This window comes from Dyella jejuensis, from assembly GCF_044904675.1.
Taxonomy (GTDB): Bacteria; Pseudomonadota; Gammaproteobacteria; order Xanthomonadales; family Rhodanobacteraceae; genus Dyella_B; species Dyella_B jejuensis.
On record NZ_JADIKJ010000020.1, the window covers coordinates 18,073 to 35,248 of the forward strand.

The following is a 17,176-nucleotide window of genomic DNA, read 5'->3' on the forward strand; positions in this document are numbered from 1 at the left end:
GCATCGGTCCAGGCGGACCTTCCGGCGTCTCGCCGGAACGATGGAAAGACGGAAGGACAAAAGACCAGCTCATGGGCGACGCTGCTGACCAAACCACTGCACCGCGTCCTCCAATGCCAGTCGCGCGGGACGTGCGGTGTAACCGAGTTCGCGTTCGGCCTTGGCGCTGGTAAAGAACATATGCTTTTTCGACATGCGAACTTCTTCCACCGTGGCGATCGGATTCGTGCCGGTGAGGCGCGCCCACGCTTCGGACGCATAGGCGATCGGCATGACCACCGCGTGCGGCAGGCGAATCCTGGGCGGCGAACGGCCGGCGATCTCGGCGATCTCGGTCAGCACTTCGCGCAGGCTCAGGTCGAATCCGCCGAGAATGTAGCGCTCGCCGACCACACCGCGCTCATACGCAAGCCAATGCCCTTGGGCCACATCGTCCACGTGCACGATGTTGAGGCCCGTATCGACGTAGGCGGGCAAGCGACCCATCATCGCATCGCGCACTATGCGACCGGTGGGGGTCGGCTTGATGTCATGCGGACCGATCGGCGTGGACGGATTGACGATCACGATCGGCGCACCTTGCGTGGCAAGCTGCGTGGCCACTTGCTCGGCCAGGAACTTGGAGCGCTTGTAGTGCCCGATCATGTCCTCCAGCGTGACCGGCGTGCTCTCGCTGCCCGGCGTACCATCCTTGGGAATGCCGAGCGTGGCGACGCTGCTGGTATAGACGATGCGCGGTATGCCGGCACTGATCGCCGCCTCGAGCATCGCTCGCGTGCCATCGACATTGGCCCGGTAAAGCTCGGTCGGGTCCGGCGCCCACAATCGGTAATCGGCGGCAATGTGGAACAGCGCATCGCAGCCCTCGCAAGCCGGCAGCAAACTGTGCGGCCGGGTGAGATCGCCCTCGGCAATCTCCACATCCAGTCCCTGCAGGTTGCGTCGATCCGAGCCCGCGCGCGCCAGCACACGAACGCGATGGCCATCGCGCAACAGCCGGCGCGCCATCGCCGAACCGACAAAGCCGGTCGCTCCCGTGACCAGCGCCCTCACCATGCGGCCGTCCGGATGGCGGACGCCGGCACTGATGCGGGAACGCTCACATTCGAAAATATTCGGGGTTTCATCATGCGATTATGGACGAAAAGCGCTTGCTGCTTCAGCATATCGGCCATGCCCAGCCCAGCCCGGAGCCGCCATGGCGAACCTGCGAGCAACGTGCCGAACAGGTTGTTCGAGGACGCGGGAAGTTCAATCAGCGCCGGCATTCCAAATTCGCGCCCGTATTGGTGTGTCATAATTCCGGCGCTCGAGGCATGCCAATGATCGAATTCCAAAATGCCACCGCCAGTCCCGGAAACGCCGAGGCCAACACCTACCAGGATGCGATCCTGCCCAAGGTGTCCCGGACCTTTGCGCTGACCATCCCGCAGCTTCCTCCGGAGCTGCGCCGAGCGGTTGCGAATGCTTACCTGCTCTGCCGCATCGCAGACACCATCGAAGACGAGCCGGCCCTGTCGGCCGAACAAAAGCGCGCCTTCGAGAACGCTTTCGTCGATGCGGTCACCGGCGATGCCGATCCGCAGGAGGTTGCCGACGAAGTGGCGCCCCTGCTTTCCAACGAAACACTGGAGGCCGAGCGCGACCTGATGCGCCGCTTGCCGCTGGTGTTGCAGGTGACGCGCAGCCTTAGCTTTCCGCAGCAGGCATCGATCGTGAAATGCCTGCAGATCATGTCGCACGGCATGCACGAGTTCCAGCGCAAGGCCGGCTTGCATGGCCTGCCCACGCTGCAGGACCTGGATCGCTATTGCTACTGCGTGGCCGGCGTGGTGGGCGAAATGCTCACCGAGCTGTTCGTCGATTTCGAACCGGAGCTGGCGCCGCACCGCAACACCATGCTGCGGCTGGCCGTGTCGTTCGGCCAGGGCCTGCAGATGACGAACATCCTCAAGGACCAGTGGGAAGACCGCGCACGCGGCGCCTGCTGGCTGCCGCAGGATATGTTTGCGCGCCAGGGCGTGAAATTGTCCAGCCTGCAATCGGGCCGGCAGAATGCCGGCTACGCGGCCACCATGTCCGAGCTGGTCGGCATCACGCATGCGCATCTGCGCCAGGCACTCGACTACACCCTGCTGATTCCGGTCAGGCACACCGGCATCCGCCGTTTCTGCCTGTGGGCGATCGGCATGGCGTTGCTGACCTTGCGCAACCTGCACCAGAACCTGGATTTCTCCGCCGGCACGCAGATCAAGATTTCGCGCAATGCCGTCGCGCGCACGATCCTGCTGACCCGGCTGCTTGGCAAATCCAATATGGGCTTGCGCTGGCTGTTCGCGATGACCGCGCGCGGCCTGCCGTTGACCCCGCTGACCGCCGAATGGAGCGAACCGGCCACGCCGGCCCGCACCTGGCCCAAGCGTTCCATCCCGCACATCACCGATGTCGCATGGCGCGAAACTGCCGACGTACAGGAAGTACGGCACCGATGAACCCATCCGCTTCCAACACCGCCACCGCCGACCCGTTGCAGGCCTCCGCAAGCAGCGCGCTGGATGACGCCATCGAGCGCGGCCGCGCCGCCTTGCTGGCGCGCCAGCAAGGCGATGGTCACTGGTGTTTCGAACTGGAGTCCGACTGCACGATCACCGCCGAATACATCCTGATGATGCATTACATGGATGAGATCGACGATGTGCTGCAGGAAAAAATGGCACGCTACCTGCGCGCCATCCAGGTCAAGGATACGCACGGCGGCTGGCCGCAATATCACGGCGGCGCGATCGATCTTTCCTGCACGGTGAAAGCGTATTACGCACTCAAGGCCGCGGGCGACGATCCCGCGGCCGAGCACATGCGCCTGGCGCGCGAGGCCATCCTCGCGCTCGGCGGCGCGGCGAAGGCCAACGTGTTCACGCGCATCCTGCTGGCCTTGTTCGAACAGGTGCCCTGGCGTGCCACGCCCTACGTGCCGGTCGAAATCATGCTGTTGCCGCGCTGGTTCCCGTTCCACATCGAAAAGATGTCGTACTGGGCGCGCACCACGCTGGTGCCGCTGACCATCCTGTGTTCGCTCAGGGCCAAGGCCGCCAATCCGCGCAAGGTGCACATCCGCGAGCTGTTCGTCACGCCGCCGGAGCAGGAACGCCACTACTTCATCCGCGGCGACCTGCTCAATCGCGCCTTCCTGGTCCTGGACAAGATCGGCCGCTTCGTCGACCACTTCATTCCCCGGCGCGTGCGGCAGCATGCGATCAAGCAGGCCGAAGCGTGGTTCCTGCCGCGCTTGAATGGCGAAGACGGCATCGGCGCAATCTTCCCGCCGATGGTCAACAGCTACGAGGCGATGGCGCTGCTCGGCTATCCCAAGGATCATCCGGCCCGCCAGACCTGCCTGCGCTCGATCCAGAAGCTGGTGGTATATCGCAACGACGGCTCGGCCTATTGCCAGCCCTGCGTGTCGCCGATCTGGGATACCGTCTGGAGCGCCTTCACGCTGATGCACGCCGGCGACGACGCGGCCACCGCGGAAGCCATTGCCCGGTCCACCGACTGGCTGGTCTCCAAGCAGGAACTGGAACTGAAGGGCGACTGGGCGGCGCAGGCGCCGCACGCGGCGCCGGGTGGCTGGGCCTTCCAGTACAACAATGCCTATTACCCCGATATCGACGACACGGCCGTGGTCGCCGCGCTGTTGCAAATCCAGGATCGTCGTCGCGGCGAATCCGGCCGCCATCGCCTCAACATCGATCGCGCCGCCGACTGGATGATCGCGCTGCAATCGAAGAACGGCGGCTTTGCCGCGTTCGATGCCGACAACACGCATTACCACCTCAACGCGATTCCGTTCGCCGACCACGGTGCGCTGCTCGATCCGCCAACCGAGGATGTCTCCGGCCGCGTCGCCGCCTGCCTGGGTGTGCTGGCACGTCCGCAGGACGCCGAAAGCCTGCGCCGCTGCATCGCCTACCTGCGTTCCACGCAGTTGGAGGACGGCAGCTGGTGGGGACGCTGGGGCAGCAACTACATCTACGGCACCTGGAGCGTGCTCGGCGGCCTGGCGCTGGCCGGCGAGGACCCTCGCCAGCCCTATATCCGCAAGGCGATCGACTGGCTGCGCTCGCGCCAGCACGCCGACGGCGGCTGGGGCGAGACCAACGACAGCTACATCGATCCGGCCCTGCGCGGCAGCAACCACAACCTCAGCACGCCACAATCCACCGCCTGGGCGGTGCTGGCCCAACTGGCGATGGGTGAGGTGCAGTCCGATTCGGTGAAGCGCGGCATCGCCTTCCTGATGACCCATCAGCAGGCCGAGGGCTTGTGGTTCCATCCCTCGCACAATGCGCCCGGGTTCCCGCGCGTGTATTACCTCAAGTATCACGGCTATACCGCGTACTTTCCGCTGTGGGCGCTGGCCCGTTACCGGCACTTGTCGCAATCGGCCAAGGCTTGAGCACGCGCACTGCCATCCACGCGACCGGCATCGTCGTGGCGCTGGCATCGGAAGCCGGCGCGCTTACCGCCGCCAACAGCCAGCCCGAATGCATCACTCCGCTCGCCGAGGGCGCGGCACTGTGCCTCAGCGGCATGGGTCCGGCCGCAGCCCATGTCGCGGCGCATAAGCTGGCCGATGCGGGCGCCACCGCGCTGGCGGTATTCGGCGTCGCCGGGGCATTGCATGCGAGCCTGCACAATGGCGCGTTGGTTTGCCCCGAGCGCGTGCTCGACGATCGCGGCCATGCCTACGCCACGGACGCCGCATGGCGCGGCAGGCTGCAACGACAACTGGCCGTGCCAAGCATGCCGCTGCATGCCTGCGGCAGCCTGCTCAGTGTGGACGCGCCCTTGCTCAGCGCCGCCGCCAAAGCGGCCGCGCATGATCGCCATGGCGCGCTTGCCGTCGACATGGAAAGCGCCGCCGTCGCCGCCGTCGCGCATGAGCGTGGCTTGCCACTGGTCGTATTGCGCGCCATCGTGGATGAAATCGATGATCGGATTCCCGAGGCGTTGAACGGCAGCGTGGATGCCTGGGGCCGGCCACGCATGGCCGCCGTTGTCGCCGCATTGTGCCGGCATCCATCGCTACTGGCCCGCCTGCCGCGACTATACTCACGCATGCAACGCGCCACGCAGGCGTTGCGCGCCGCCGCCAAAGCGACGGGGCCAACGCTGGGCTGGCGCCGATAACGTTTTCGAAGTGCCGCAGCCGCGGCCATGCCCATGGAGAACTACCCCATGCTCCTGCGTCATCGTGTCGGAACCCTGCTGATCGCCATGGCCTGCGCTTGCGCCAGCATGGTCGCCTCCGCCCACGCCATTCTCGTCGACAGCACGCCTGCGCCGAACGGCACACTGAGCGCGGGCCATCAGCAGTTGATCTTCAAGTACAACAGCAAGATCGACCAGCACCGTTCGCGCCTGGTTCTGGTCAAGCCCGATCACAGCGAAACGGTGCTGCCGATCCGCGTCGGCAGCAAAGCCAATGAACTGGATACCAGCGCCGACCTGGCGCCGGGCTCGTATACCGTGCGCTGGCAGGCGCTGGCGCTGGACGGCCATATCACTCGCGGCGACGTGCCGTTTACTGTGTTGGCCAGGCAATAAGCGCCGATCAACCCAAGCACATTCAATAATCCCTTTAATAATCCCTTCATGGCGTCAGGGCCAGCGAGCGCGGCCTGTCGCGTTCCGGCGTCCAGGAGCGAAACGGAGCGCGTCGCACCGCGTTGATGGCGATGCGCCCGCTGCGTCTTTCCGCAACCACGGCGAGAGCAAATGACCCGCGCCGCCGCGTTTGGACGCTGACCAAGGACCGGTTTCTTTCCTGAGCGATTCCCGTGGAACTTCTCGTCGATATCTTCGGCTACCTGAGCATCATCCTGCACGGCCTTACCATCGTCGCGCAGTCGATGACGCTGGGTGGCATTTTGTTTCTGGTGTTCCTGCTGCGCCCGTTCGCGCATCTGCTTACCGAAGGCGCGCAGCTGCAACAGCGGGTGACACGCTTGATCATCTACAGCGCGATCGGCCTGATCGTGGCGGAACTGGCAGGCGTCGGACTGCAGATATCGGTGGTGATGTCCACGGTGGACCTTGGTTTTTCCGATGTCATGCATGCACCGTTCGCCCTGGCCGGCAGCGTGAAGGTCCTTTGCGCAATGCTGCTGATTCCCTGCCTGGGCCGGCGCATTGCCGCCACTCCGTTATCCGCCGTGCTGCCGTTGCTGCTCGGCGCGGCGGAGTTGATCGCCGCCACCTTCACCACGCACGCCTATGCGCGGCTGGATAACAACGCGCTGCTGCTGTTCGTCGAAGGCCTGCACCAATTCGGCGCGGCCATCTGGATCGGCGCGATCCCGTGCTTCGTGCTGGTGCTGAGCCGGCTGCATGACGCAAACGGCTGGCGCATGGTCGGCGCGCGCTTCTCGCGCATGTCGATGATCGGCGTCGCCAGCATCGTGGTTTCCGGCGCCGTCATGACTGTGTTCTACATCGGCAGCGTGCAGGGTTTCTACGGCACCGCCTACGGCGTGATGGTGGGCGCGAAGATCGTGATGTTCGTGGCGCTGCTCGCGCTGGGTGCCGGCAATCTGCTGGTAACCGAACGGTTGCGCAAGAACCGGGATACTTCGGTGCTCCGCTTGCGCCGTTTTGCGGAAGTGGAAATCGGCATCGGCTTCACCATCTTTTTTGCCGCGGCCTCGTTGACCTCGGTGCCGCCCGCCGTGGATCTCACCACCGATCGCGTCACCCTGCACGAGATCGCCGTGCGTAATGCGCCGGCATGGCCGCGGCTCACCTCGCCCGATCACGATCAACTGGCGATCTCACAAATGCAGGCGCAGCTGGACCGCGATGCCGCGCAACGCGGACAGGTTGCCGCGCAAGCCAACGTGCCCGGCTCCGGCATTTTGCCGCCACGCAATGCGCAGGACATCGCCTGGTCCGAATACAACCATCATTGGGCCGGCATCTTCGTATGGCTGATCGGCTTCCTCGCACTGCTCAATCGCGCAGGCGTGGGATGGCTCAAGCATTGGCCGCTGTTGTTTCTGCTGATGGCCGGCTTCCTGCTGGTGCGCTCCGATCCGGAAGTGTGGCCGCTGGGCCAGGAAGGGTTCTGGGCCGCCTGGCGCGACGTGGAAGTGGCCCAGCATCGCTTCTTCGTGGCGTTGATCATCCTGTTCGGCGTGTTCGAATGGTCGGTGCGCACGGGACGCTTGCGCAGCCCCAAAGCGGCGCTGGTCTTTCCGCTGCTGGTGGCGGTCGGCGGCGCGATGCTGCTAACGCACAACCACCAGATTTCCAACGTGAAAGACCAGCTGCTGATCGAGCTTACCCATACGCCGCTGGCGCTGGCCGGCGTTGCCGCCGGCTGGGCGCGCTGGCTGGAATTGCGGTTGCCCGGCCGTGGCGGTCGGATCGCCGGCTGGGTGTGGCCGGCCTGTTTCATGCTGGCAGGTGTGATCCTGCTCTGGTATCGCGAAGCCTGAGCGCCTGTTGATCCGGCCCGCAATGTTAAAGTTAGCGCTTGTCCCACCTGCTTGGTCGGGCGAACCAACCCGTCGCCCCGCTCCCTGCCCGGATTCCACATGAGCCTGATTTCCCCAGAGGTTTCCGCGTTCCACGCCCGCGTGCCGGCGTACCTGCATCGCCTGGAACGCACCACGGACGCGCTTCTTCCCCCTGCTGGCGCCGATCCCGCGCGCCTCCACCAGGCCATTCGCTACGCCTGCGAAGGTGGCAAGCACCTGCGCGCGCTGATGGTGTACGCCGCCGGCGAGACACTCGGCGTCGCGCCCGAACTGCTCGATCCGGCAGCCTGCGCGGTCGAACTGATCCACGCCTATTCGCTGGTGCATGACGACCTGCCCGGCATGGACAACGACGACCTGCGCCGCGGTCGCCCGACCGTGCACAAGGCCTACGACGAGGCTACCGCGATCCTGGTGGGCGATGCACTGCAGACGTTTGCGTTCGAAGTGCTGGCCAATGCCGGCGCGCTCGATGCGGAACAGAAAGTGCGCATGATCCGCTCGCTGGCACACGCTTCCGGTTCGCTCGGCATGGTCGGCGGGCAGGCGGTGGACATGGCCTCGGAAAACCTCACCCTGAGCGTGGCGCAACTCGAATCGCTGCACGGCCGCAAGACCGGCGCACTGATTCTTGTCACCTGCCAGCTCGCCGGCATCGCGGCGCGTGCGCCGGACGCGGTGGGCCATGCACTCGAACGCTACGGCAAATGCATCGGCCTGGCCTTCCAGATCCAGGACGACGTACTCGACCAGGTCGCCGACACGGCCACGCTGGGCAAGACCGCCGGCAAGGACCAGGCGCAGCACAAATCCACCTTTCCCTCGCTGCTTGGCCTGGACCAGGCCAGGCAACGCGCCGACGCATTATTCGATGAAGCGCGCGAGGTGGCGCGCAGCATCCCGGGCAACGCGGCCGCGTTGCTGTGGCTTGCCGATCACATCCAGCAACGCGACCATTGAACGAAGACGTACATGGCGTCAGCCCGGACGCACGTCATGCAACTGCCAGCCCGCGCCGATCAGCCAGTTCAGGCGTTGGCGCAGGATGCCCATCGGAAGGTCGGTGATCACCTCCACCTCGGTGTGCAGGTCCACCGGCTTTGCGCTGACACTGGCGCGCTGATCGGTCACGCCAAGGCGCTCATCCACTTCATCGGGGTCCGGCTGCATCGCACGCCAGCGCTGGAACAGCAGCGGACTGCGCAAGGCCTCCTGCAACGCTGCCGCAAAATCGTTGGGGCCGGCTCCGTCATAGCTCAATGCCGATTGCGCGCCACGCGCGTGCAAGAGGTCTTTGACCTGCAAGTAATAGTGGCTTCGATTGGTCATGGCTGCTCCCTTCGTTGACCCTGTGCGTAAAAGGCCGTGCCCGGCCCTCCCTTCAAACATCCAGCGCCACACCGTCCAGCAGCCGTGCCGCGTTTTCGGGCGACACGCCATACGGCAGGATGCCCAGGCAAGGTATCGGCAACAGCGTGCGCAGGGTGTCGATATTTTCCTCGACCGCAGCCATCTGCGGATCAACGCGATTGCCGATCCAGCCCAGCAGCCGGCAGCCATCCGCGGCAATGGCTTGGGCGGTCAGCAAGGCGTGGCTGAGGCAGCCCAGCCGCAACCCCACCACGAGCACGACCGGAAGCGTCCACGCCTTGGCGATATCCGACGCGAACAACCCGGCAGCAAGCGGCACGCGCCAGCCGCCCACGCCTTCGACCACCACCGTGTCGTAGCTGTTGCACAGAGCACGAAATGCCGTATGCAGCGGCGGCAAGGCAATCGTCACGCCCGCATGCGCCGCGGCCAGGTGCGGTGACAGCGGTTCGCGCAAGGCGACCGGATTGACTTGTTCGTAAGCCGGCGATGGCTCGCTGCCGGCTGCCAGCAGGGCCAATGCGTCGTCGTTGCGCAAGCCTTGCGCCGTTTGCTCGCAACCGCTGGCGACGGGCTTCATGCCGCAGACACTGCGGCCGGTGGCGCGCAGTGCGTGGATCAGCGTGCACGCCGCATGTGTCTTGCCGATGCCGGTGTCGGTGCCGGCGATGAACAGTGCGCGGGTCATGCCGATCGCGCCAATGCCTGCCGCGACCAACGGCCAGCAAGCCAATAGACCGGCGTCAGCAGGACGTATAGGAAACCCGGCACACCGTCCCAGGCGCCGGAACTGGGCATCAGCCATGCGGCAAGCAACGAGGCCGCGGCCACCGCCACCGAGCCCAGCAAGGTGTAAAACGTCTCGCGCGCCTCGATGCCTTCCACCCGCGCCAGCCGCGAGCGTCGGATGCTGTGGCGATAAAGCCATGCCAGGCAACCGGCCATGCAGGCATAGGCCAGGCCGTAGCAGATATACAGGGCTTTCAGTTCATGCATGCTGCCGATGTCCGGCGCATCCGGCAGTGGCGCATGGGCAAACGCACCGTAGAACGAGGCGAACATCGCCTGGAACAACATATTGAGCGGATATACAAAGATCAGCGCGAAAAAAATCAGCATCAGGCTGAGCGTGATGCTGGCCGCATCGTGCAGCCGGAACCGGTCGCGCCAGCGCACGTGCCGGTGCCAGAAAATCATCAGCGTGGCAAAGCTGCAGGCGAACGCCGGAATGCGATCCAGGGCGCGCAGCAGGTCATGCAGGCTATGTGGAGTTTCCGCGCCGGCAATCGCCATCACGCTCACCGCGAACGCAAACGCCGCGTCGATGAAGCCATCCAATCGATGCGCCTCAACGCGCCCGACATGCGCTGCATCATGCTCGCTCATGGCTCGCCTTACCCCTTGTACCCTGGCGTTGGACGTCCCATCTTAGGACATCCATCTTCGCAATCGGCTCCTTCGCCATGTTCGAGATCAAATCCGGCCACACGCTTGGCAAGCGCGCGCAGTACGAAGAGCTGGCGCAGCAGGCCCGCGGCATGCTCGCCGGCGAGCCCAGCCTGATCGCCAACGCAGCCAATTTCGCGGCGCTGGTGTTCCACAGCCTGCCCGATTTCAACTGGGCCGGTTTTTATCTTTACGACGGCACGGAACTGGTGGTTGGCCCGTTCCAGGGCAAGCCGGCATGCATCCGCATCGCACTCGGCAGAGGTGTCTGCGGTACGGCGGCACAAACACGGCAGACCCAGGTGGTGCGCGATGTGAACAGCTTCGACGGCCACATCGCTTGCGATGCCGCCTCGCAGTCGGAAATCGTGGTGCCGCTGGTCAAGGCCGATGGCAGCCTGCTGGGAGTGTGGGACGTCGACAGCCCGTCGGTCGGCCGCTTCGATGAGGAAGATCGTGCCGGCATGGAAGCGTTGTGCGCCGTATTCATGCAAGCGGTCGACCCGCAGCGCTGAGCACGGGGATCCGGGAAAGACCGCCCGATCAAGCGCCCCCGCCGACAAACGCATCCGATCGCAATGCGCCTTCCAGCAAGCGCGCGACCGCCGCGCGCGCCTCGTCCACGCCCGTACCGTCCGCCGATGAAAACACCTGCATGCTGACCGGCATGCTTGCGTGGAATTGCTTGCGCAGCACCGCCAGCGCCTGCGCCGCCTGATTGCGCGAGAGCTTGTCCGCCTTGGTCAGCAGCACATGGCACGGCAGCAAGGTGGCGACACAGAAATCCAGCATCATCCGGTCGAACTCCTTCATCGGATGCCGGATGTCGACGATCAATACCAGGCCGCGCAAGCTGCGGCGCACATGCAGGTAGGCATCGATCTCGTGCCGCCAGTGCTCGCGCATGGCTTCCGGCACCTTGGCGTAGCCGTAGCCGGGCAGGTCGATCAGCCGGGTCTCGATCGCCTGCGACGTTTCACCACGCCGTGTCGGCGGCAGGGAAAAGGCCACCATCTGCTGCGTGCGTCCCGGCGTCTTGGAGGTGCGCGCCAGTCCCTTGTGTCCGGTCAATGCGTTCAACGCACTGGACTTGCCTGCATTGGAGCGGCCAGCGAACGCAACCTCGGCGCCCTCGTCGGCAGGCAACTGGTTGACACGATGGGCGGCGAGCACGAATTGTGCGCCTTGCAGCGGATTGGTTGGCATGGGCTGTCGTTTGACCGGCTAGTATGGCGTGGGGATAATTTCAAGGATGCCCTGATGCATTTATGCAAATGGGTCGGAGCATCCGCAAGTTCTGCCAGTCACGGTGCGCGGAGGGTGCGCACCGTACTTCCAATAGCAGTAAATCCTGGAGGCAAGTGTATGAGTTTTCGGCTCGCCGGTTCTCGGCCCGCTGTCGTGAATGCAGTAGCCCTGGTTCTTGCTCTGTCCGCCAGCGCCGTCCTTGCACAGACCACCACCGGCGGCCAGGCCGCCCCGGCGGCGACGACCGCCTCCAGTGCACCCAAGCCCGCCGCCGCGGCGAACGGCGCGCCGATTGCCAGTACGCCCACGCCCGCTCCCGACAACGAAGCCGCCGCCAAACCCGGCGATGCGGCCGCCGGCCAGGGCAAGGCCGCCGCCTGCGGCGCGTGCCATGGCATGGACGGCAATTCCACCGACCCGCAATATCCCAAGCTCGCCGGCCAGCACGAACTGTACATCGCGCACCAGCTGCATAATTTCAAATCCGGCGCGCGCCAGAACGCGATCATGCTGGGCATGGCCACGCCGCTGTCCGATCAGGACATGCACGACATCGGCGCTTATTTCGCCAGCAAGCAATCACTGCCCGGCGTCGCCGACCAGGCCCTGGTCGAACAGGGCCAGAAGCTTTATCGCGAAGGCGACCCGGAACGCGGCATTCCCGCCTGCATGGCGTGCCATAGCATCGACGGCCGCGGCAACCCGGGCGCGATGTATCCGCAACTCACCAGCCAGCACGCGCAGTACGTGGAAGCCAAGCTGAAAGACTTCCACGACGGCGTCAGCTGGGGCACCGACGCGCATGCGCAGATCATGCCGTTGATCGCCAAAAAGCTCGATCCGCAAGACATTGCCGCGATCGCCAGCTACATCGAAGGCTTGCACGTAGCCAATGAGGGTGCTCCCGCGAGCGCATCGCCGTAACTTCCGGCCGCCATCATTGTCCAAGCCGATTCCGTTTTCCCGATCTCGAGGCTAGCCATGCTGAAGCGTTTGTCCTTCCTCTGTGCGGCGCTGTTCGCGCTTGCCGCCTGCAGCCACAATGGCTCCGACACTGCGGCTCCGCAGCCCGCACCGACGCAAACCTCAGCGCCCGCCGCCGCGGCTTCGGCGGCGAAGCCCGCGCCGGCCAGCACCGCCGCGCCTGCGACCGCTTCCACCGCCGCCAGCACCACGGCGTCGCCCGCCTCGCCGGGTACGACGGCGGCCGCCAAGCCCTCGGCCCCGGCCGAACCCTTCGTCGATACCGGCAAGTGGGTGGAAGGCAAGAATTACTTCACCATCGAGCCGCAACAGCCGACCGGCAATCCCGACAAGATCGTGGTGACCGAGGCGTTCTCCTACGCCTGTCCGGCCTGCAATGCATTCCACACCACCGCCGACCAGCTGGCGCAGAGCTTGCCGTCCAACGCGGTGATGGCCTACCTGCCCGTCTCGTTCCGCCCGGACGAGAACTTCCCGCTGTTCCAGCGCGCGTACTTCGCCGCCAAGGCGCTCGGCGTGGCCGACAAATCCTATGACGCCATGTTCGACGCGGTATGGAAGACCGGCGAGCTGGCCTCCGACGATCTCACCACCGGCCGTCCCAAGCCGCAGTCCGCGTGGCCCACGCTGGATGACGTGGCGAAGTTCTACGCCAAGTACGGCGTCGATCCCAAGGAATTCGTCGCGGTCGCCAATTCCTTCAGCATCAATACCCAGATGAAGCGCGCCGACGACATGGTGAAGGCATATGGCGTGGAAGGCACGCCGACCATCATCGTCAACGGCAAGTACCGCTTCTCGCCGAGCGATGCGGGCGGCTATCCGCAGAGCATCGAACTGACCAAGTGGCTGGTCGCCAAGGAAGCCGCCGGCAAGTAAGCCTGCATGCCAGGCGCCCGGTCGGCGGGCGCCTGGGTTTAACGACAAGTCCGGTGGCCCGGCCATCGCGAAGGAAGAACCATGTTCAAGATCGACCGATTCCGCCTGATTGCCCTGCTCGGCGGCCTGCTGCTCGCCAGTGCCTGCAACGCCAGCCCGGATGCGACCGCCGCAGCGCCATTCACCGATGGCGACCAATACGTCACGCTGACGCCGCCCTACCAGCGCGACAGCGCCAGCGGCAAGGTCGAAGTGGTGGAGGTGTTCTCCTATGCCTGCATCCATTGCGCCGAGTTCTCGCCCTACGCCGACGACCTGCGCAAATCGCTGCCCCCCGGTGTCGTGTTCAAGCTGGTGCCGGCGCCGTTCAACGACAGCTGGGTGCCGTTTGCGCGCGGCTACTACGCCGCCAAGAAGCTGGGCGTCGTGGAACAAACGCACGACGCGCTGTTCGATGCCAAGTTCAAGGAACAGTACCCGATCAATTCGATGGACGAAATCGCCAGCTTCTACGCCAGTCACGGCGCCAATCGCACCGAGTTCATGAAGATCGCCAATTCGCCCGAGGTGGATGCGCAGATCAAGAAGGATCTGGCGCTGATCCAGGCCTGGGGCGTGGACGGCACGCCGACCATCGTGGTCGACGGCAAGTATCGCAGCGCCAACATCAAGGATTTCCCGCAACTGGTCGCGCTCACCAAGTGGCTGGTACAGCAGGAATTGAACGCGAAAAAAGGCAAATGACAAGCCGGTGCCGCCATTCACATCGGCGGCACCCTGAGCATGTAACGTTCGACCGATGACCCGCGCTCCCGCCAAGCCGCCACGGCTGCGCCTCCTGAGCTGCAACATCCTGGCCGGGGCCAGCGTGCAGCGGTACCGGCAATACGTCACGCGCAGCATCAATGCGATGCTGCCGGGACGCAGCAAGCTGGACAATCTCGACCGCCTGGCCGAACTGCTGCCGCAGTTCGATGTGATCGGCCTGCAGGAAGCGGACGCCGGAAGCCTGCGCTCGGGCTTCCTCAACCAGACGCGCTATCTCGCCGAAACCTCCGGCATGCCGTATTGGAGCCATCAGCCGAACCGCCCGGTGGCGCAGCTCTCGCATACCGCCAACGGATTGATCTCACGACTCGAACCGCAGGCAGTGATCGATTACCCGCTGCCCAGCCGCATTCCCGGCCGGGGCGCGCTGCTGGCGCGCTTCGGCGATGACGCCAACGGCCTGGCGGTGATGGTGGCGCACTTGTCGTTGAGCGCACAGGCCCGCGCCAGGCAACTGGCCTTCATCGCCGAAGTGTTGCAGGACCATCCGCATGCGGTGCTGATGGGCGACCTGAACACCGATGCGCAGAGCCCGGAAATGCGCCATCTGTTCGCGCATTGCAGCCTGCAGCCGCCGAACCAGCCGGTGCTGACCTTTCCCAGCTGGAAGCCGCGGCGCGCGCTGGACCACATCCTGGTTTCCGCGCCGCTCCACGTTGAAAACGTATGGACTTTGCCGCAAGCCTTCTCCGATCATCTGGCGGTGGCCGCGGAAGTCCAGTTGCGCCCCTCCGACTGACGGAAAGCGCCAAGCATGCATACCTGCATGCGAACGAGAACTTCGCTTCGTGCCAGCAACCATGCAGGCTACGCTGCACGCACCCCATCCATCCACCGCAACGGCAACCATGACCGCCAAACGACTGACTCCCCTTCTCATGCCGTGGCTGCTGATCGTGGCCGTGGGCGTGCTGGCCGCATGGCTGCGCTACGGCTTCATCGAGCCGCCAGCGCTGGCGCATCGCTGCGATGATGCCGGCGGTCCCGCATGGTGCGGCATTCGCCAACTGCTCGTGATCGGCTTCAATTCCTACGGCTTCGGTTTCGCCGCGCTAGCCGCTACGGTGCTCGCGCTGATCCTGAAAAGGCCCGCAATCGCATGCCTGGCCGCCGTGCTCGGCGTGTTCGCCGTGATCATGTATTGCTACGACGCGGGTGCCGTGTCCCTGCTGATCGGCAGCCTACGCCTGCTGCGGCTGCAGGCGAACCGCATGGAAGCGCCACGCCGACAACACGGGCAAGGCAATCGCCAGGTTCATGGCCAGCCATAGCCACGCAACTTTGTTCATGCCTACGTCCTGCACCACCGGCACGATGGCCAGCAACGGACCGACGCAGGCCAGGAAGCGCTGTTCCAACGACGGCATGGACCGTTCGTGGGTGAGCAGGCCGAACACGCCGTAGGCCACGCAAGGCAACGCGAACAGGCCCATCGGGAAATCGAGATAGCGGCCGTTGAACGCGAGTAAAAGATCGTAGAGCACCAGCGCGAACAACGAACCGAAGCGCCACCACGGCGCCGGTTCGGAATGGTCGTGATGATCGGCCAGGTGCGCCGCGATGCGTCGCGCCAGCGCCGATGCCACCACCAAGGCCGCCACCAGGTTTACTGAGGCGAGCAGCCATTCGGGCCATCCCACGCAGGCAAACAGCATCTGCCGCACCTGCCACGCCGCCGAGGTTCCCGCGGCAAAGCCGGCCAGCAGCAGGGCGAGCCATCCGGCCGCGCCATGCCAATGCCTGCGCCAGCCGCCAATTGCCGCAAACACCAGCGTGCCGGCCACGCCAGCCAGCCAGCCCAGCCACCACTGCGGATCTTCGGTAACCGGACCGAGCATCGGAAATTTCGGCCGCGCCTGCGAATCGAAAATGCCCCAATAGCCGCCCACGGTGCCTTCCATCACGCGCTTCCATGGCTGGTCGAATGTCTCGATCACGTTGTAGGGCATGTGCACGGTACTGGCATAGCGCAGGAACTCGCGCAGATACAACGCTTCGTCCACCAGGCTCGGCTCGGCCGAGCGGCGCAGCTTGCCCGCGCTGGGCCAGCCGGTTTCGCCGATCATCAATTGCTTGCCTGGAAACAGCTGCTGCATGTGCGTGTAGACAGCTTCCAGATGCTTGACCGCGTCCACCGCCGCCACCGGTTCGTTTTCCCAGTACGGCAAGATGTGGATGGTGACGAAATCCACCGAGCTGGCCATCTGCGGATAGCGTTCCCAGTACTGCCATACATCCGCGTAAGTCACCGGAATGGTGGCCGGCGTCGCCACGCGCACCCGATGGATGAATTCGGCCAGCCGCCTGGGCGAAAGTTCGCCGCGCAACAGCACTTCGTTGCCGACGATGATGCCGCGGATCGTCTTGGGATTCGCGTTCGCGGTAGCAATGCCCTGCTCGATCTCGCGTTCGTTTTCCTTCGCCACGCCGCCCAGCCAGATGCCCATCAACACCTGCATGTGATAGCGCGCGGCGATCGCCGGCACCGCATCGAGCCCGTTGCTCTGCGAATAGGTGCGCACGCAATCGAAGCGTTGCGACAAGGCATGCAGGTCTTCGTCGATCCGCTCGGGCGTTATGCGGTAGTGCAGGTCGAACGGTGTTTCGCCCGGCTTGCGGAACGGCGCATAGGACACGCAGGCGATGCGCGAGGACGGCGCATCCGGCAGCGATACCGGCCTGCCCAGGTTCCACCACCATGCCAGGCCGGCCAGCGTCGCCACCGCCAGCACCACCCAGGCAAATCCGTAATGAGCGACGTTTTTGGACGATGGCGGCATGCGGATCCTGTAGGCCGGGTGCGAGCGGAGCGCGCAAGCTTAGCAGCCCGTCCGCGATGGCAGCCGCCATTCGTGCCCGACGTCGCAGCTGCCAAGCTTACG

18 protein-coding genes are annotated in these 17,176 nt (G+C 64.9%); 12 read left to right on the forward strand and 6 right to left on the reverse strand.

What is annotated here, in order from left to right; all coding sequences use genetic code 11:
* Positions 1 to 69 precede the first annotated feature (69 nt).
* The gene (gene hpnA / locus ISP15_RS16485) at positions 70 to 1,056 is read right to left on the reverse strand and encodes a hopanoid-associated sugar epimerase (RefSeq protein WP_404548861.1); all 987 of its coding nucleotides are present in this window, start codon (positions 1,054 to 1,056) and stop codon (positions 70 to 72) included.
* A 266-nt stretch (positions 1,057 to 1,322) separates the two neighbouring features.
* Between hpnA and ISP15_RS16490 the strand changes: the two genes are divergently transcribed.
* The 6 genes from ISP15_RS16490 to ISP15_RS16515 all read left to right on the forward strand — a co-directional run bounded on the left by ISP15_RS16490 (position 1,323) and on the right by ISP15_RS16515 (position 8,498).
* The gene (locus tag ISP15_RS16490; protein ID WP_404548863.1) at positions 1,323 to 2,492 is read left to right on the forward strand and encodes a phytoene/squalene synthase family protein; all 1,170 of its coding nucleotides are present in this window, start codon (positions 1,323 to 1,325) and stop codon (positions 2,490 to 2,492) included.
* Positions 2,489 to 4,456: a squalene--hopene cyclase gene (shc, locus tag ISP15_RS16495; RefSeq protein WP_404548865.1), complete on the forward strand. Its 1,968-nt coding sequence runs from the start codon at positions 2,489 to 2,491 to the stop codon at positions 4,454 to 4,456. Before ISP15_RS16490 ends, shc begins: the two co-directional genes overlap by 4 nt.
* Positions 4,453 to 5,190, forward strand: coding sequence for a phosphorylase family protein (locus ISP15_RS16500; protein ID WP_404548866.1), 738 nt, complete (start codon positions 4,453 to 4,455; stop codon positions 5,188 to 5,190). Before shc ends, ISP15_RS16500 begins: the two co-directional genes overlap by 4 nt.
* Before the next feature lie 48 nt (positions 5,191 to 5,238).
* Entirely contained in the window at positions 5,239 to 5,607 is a 369-nt protein-coding gene (locus ISP15_RS16505; RefSeq protein WP_404548867.1) for a copper resistance CopC family protein, read from the forward strand.
* A gap of 233 nt (positions 5,608 to 5,840) precedes the next feature.
* Entirely contained in the window at positions 5,841 to 7,496 is a 1,656-nt protein-coding gene (locus tag ISP15_RS16510) for a copper resistance D family protein (protein ID WP_404548868.1), read from the forward strand.
* Between the two features lie 99 nt (positions 7,497 to 7,595).
* Positions 7,596 to 8,498, forward strand: a complete 903-nt coding sequence (locus ISP15_RS16515) for a polyprenyl synthetase family protein (RefSeq protein ID WP_404548869.1) — start codon at positions 7,596 to 7,598, stop codon at positions 8,496 to 8,498.
* 18 nt (positions 8,499 to 8,516) lie between these two features.
* Here the strand turns inward: ISP15_RS16515 and ISP15_RS16520 are convergent, their stop codons facing one another.
* The 3 genes from ISP15_RS16520 to ISP15_RS16530 are packed head-to-tail and all read right to left on the reverse strand — an operon-like array spanning position 8,517 to position 10,295.
* The gene (locus tag ISP15_RS16520) at positions 8,517 to 8,867 is read right to left on the reverse strand and encodes a hypothetical protein (RefSeq protein WP_404548870.1); all 351 of its coding nucleotides are present in this window, start codon (positions 8,865 to 8,867) and stop codon (positions 8,517 to 8,519) included.
* Positions 8,868 to 8,919: 52 nt separating this feature from the next.
* Positions 8,920 to 9,597: a dethiobiotin synthase gene (gene bioD / locus ISP15_RS16525; RefSeq protein WP_404548871.1), complete on the reverse strand. Its 678-nt coding sequence runs from the start codon at positions 9,595 to 9,597 to the stop codon at positions 8,920 to 8,922.
* Positions 9,594 to 10,295, reverse strand: a complete 702-nt coding sequence (locus ISP15_RS16530; protein WP_404548872.1) for a TMEM175 family protein — start codon at positions 10,293 to 10,295, stop codon at positions 9,594 to 9,596. Before ISP15_RS16530 ends, bioD begins: the two co-directional genes overlap by 4 nt.
* Positions 10,296 to 10,372: 77 nt before the next feature.
* On the opposite strand from ISP15_RS16530, the gene ISP15_RS16535 reads away from it, so the two are divergent.
* Positions 10,373 to 10,870 (forward strand): GAF domain-containing protein, encoded by a 498-nt coding sequence (locus ISP15_RS16535; protein WP_404548873.1) that lies wholly within the window; start codon positions 10,373 to 10,375, stop codon positions 10,868 to 10,870.
* A gap of 28 nt (positions 10,871 to 10,898) precedes the next feature.
* Here ISP15_RS16535 and yihA read toward each other — a convergent pair whose 3' ends face one another.
* Positions 10,899 to 11,561: a ribosome biogenesis GTP-binding protein YihA/YsxC gene (gene yihA / locus ISP15_RS16540; RefSeq protein ID WP_404548875.1), complete on the reverse strand. Its 663-nt coding sequence runs from the start codon at positions 11,559 to 11,561 to the stop codon at positions 10,899 to 10,901.
* Positions 11,562 to 11,720: 159 nt separating this feature from the next.
* On the opposite strand from yihA, the gene ISP15_RS16545 reads away from it, so the two are divergent.
* The 5 genes from ISP15_RS16545 (at position 11,721) to ISP15_RS16565 (ending at position 15,565) form a co-directional block, all read left to right on the forward strand.
* Positions 11,721 to 12,527 (forward strand): c-type cytochrome, encoded by an 807-nt coding sequence (locus ISP15_RS16545; protein ID WP_404548877.1) that lies wholly within the window; start codon positions 11,721 to 11,723, stop codon positions 12,525 to 12,527.
* Between the two features lie 57 nt (positions 12,528 to 12,584).
* The gene (locus ISP15_RS16550; RefSeq protein ID WP_404548879.1) at positions 12,585 to 13,466 is read left to right on the forward strand and encodes a thiol:disulfide interchange protein DsbA/DsbL; all 882 of its coding nucleotides are present in this window, start codon (positions 12,585 to 12,587) and stop codon (positions 13,464 to 13,466) included.
* 81 nt (positions 13,467 to 13,547) lie between these two features.
* Positions 13,548 to 14,210 (forward strand): thiol:disulfide interchange protein DsbA/DsbL, encoded by a 663-nt coding sequence (locus tag ISP15_RS16555; RefSeq protein ID WP_404548880.1) that lies wholly within the window; start codon positions 13,548 to 13,550, stop codon positions 14,208 to 14,210.
* 55 nt (positions 14,211 to 14,265) lie between these two features.
* A complete protein-coding gene (locus ISP15_RS16560) occupies positions 14,266 to 15,033 on the forward strand; it encodes an endonuclease/exonuclease/phosphatase family protein (protein WP_404548881.1) in 768 nt (255 codons plus the stop codon).
* Between the two features lie 109 nt (positions 15,034 to 15,142).
* Entirely contained in the window at positions 15,143 to 15,565 is a 423-nt protein-coding gene (locus ISP15_RS16565) for a hypothetical protein (RefSeq protein ID WP_404548882.1), read from the forward strand.
* On the opposite strand, the gene ISP15_RS16570 is transcribed toward ISP15_RS16565, so the two are convergent.
* On the reverse strand, positions 15,476 to 17,074 hold the full coding sequence (locus tag ISP15_RS16570; RefSeq protein WP_404548883.1) for a glycoside hydrolase family 17 protein: 1,599 nt from the start codon (positions 17,072 to 17,074) through the stop codon (positions 15,476 to 15,478). The two genes, ISP15_RS16565 and ISP15_RS16570, sit on opposite strands and share 90 nt — an antisense overlap.
* Between the last annotated feature and the right edge of the window lie 102 nt (positions 17,075 to 17,176).